The organism is Streptosporangium sp. NPDC003464 (genome assembly GCF_053588315.1).
The window spans coordinates 1-1,248 of sequence record NZ_JBSFPS010000564.1; the positions used below are offsets into that span (position 1 = coordinate 1).

Annotated in this window: 1 protein-coding gene; it reads right to left on the reverse strand. The window is 76.5% G+C overall.

The genetic code is table 11. From position 1 onward, the window contains the following. Nucleotides 1-1,117: ABC transporter transmembrane domain-containing protein (locus ACWDS7_RS48560; RefSeq protein ID WP_451934841.1), on the reverse strand; the 1,117-nt coding region annotated here is incomplete at its 3' end. Nucleotides 1,118-1,248: the final 131 nt, after the last annotated feature.

The window sequence follows — 1,248 nt, forward strand, 5'->3', positions numbered from 1 at the left end:
ACTGCTCGCCCTGCCCTACTCCGACCACCCGGACTACCAGGAGAACGGCCACCGCGCATCCGCCGGGGACGACGAGGTCGACGTCGCGGAGGCCGTCGGCGGCGACGCCGCGCAGCTCCAGCGTGCCGGGACCGGCGGGCAGCGGCCGCCCGCCGTACGTCCGGGGTCCCTCGGCGATCAGCTCGACCACCCGGCCGGCGGCCGCGCGCGCCCGGGCCAGGCGGTTGACGTAGCCGAGCGCGGCGCCGAGGCCGGCTCCCAGCACGGCGTAACGGGCGGCGGAGTAGAGCTCACCGGCCGTGAGGTCACCGGCCGCCAGGCGCAGGCCGCCCACTCCCAGCACGGCCACCTCCAGCAGCGGCACCACCGCGCCCGCCTGGACGCCGGCCCGGGCGTTGGCCCGCCACATGTCCATGGCGTGCGCGCGCAGCCGGGGGAGCGTGGTCAGCACCCGTGACTTCTCCTGCGCGGCGGTGCCAGCCGCGGCGATCGTCCGGGCCCCGGCGAGGGCGTCGACCAGGCGGGCGGCGATGTCGCCCTGGGCCCGCTGGTAGTCGCCGGCGATCGAGGTGGTCGTGTGGAAGAACGCCCGGAGCACGAGCGCGATGAGGACGAGGGCGGCGACCAGGGTCAGGGTCAGCCAGAAGTCGATGAGGGAGAGCGCCACGACGCCGCCCGCGGTGGGGATGACCAGTGCCGCCCCGGTGACGATCGCCTCCGGCGCGCGCCCGGCCTCCTCGGCGTTCACGCCTGTCCGGGTGACCAGGTCGCCCTCGGGGAACCGGCGGGTCATCGCGGGGCCGACCCCGAGGACGTGCCGCACGATCCGGTGCCGGAGCCAGGCCGAGACCTGGGCGCCGCTCGCCCCGGCGCCCCAGACGCCGAGGGTGTCGCAGAGCACCGCCACGGCCACGACCGTGGCGCAGGCGCCCAGCCAGAGGCCGCTCGCGGGCTCGGCCGCGACCAGGCTGTCGACCGTCCTGCCCAGGAGAGCGGGCAGCGCCAGCTCCGCGAGCGCGCCGAAGACGGAGGTGAGGGCGAGGACGCCCAGCCAGGGGCCGCCCCGCCGGACGGTCTGGGCCACCAGCCGATCCGCCAGCCGATCTGCCGTCCGCACCGGTCGGTCCTCCTTCTTCGGGAAAGGGCGATGCCCGGGACGGCTGCCGTCGCCGGCCGTCCCGGGCACCTGACTCACTAGTGGCAGAGCAGGAGGCTGAGGTTGCTCGGCTTGGCCGACTCGCAGCCGAG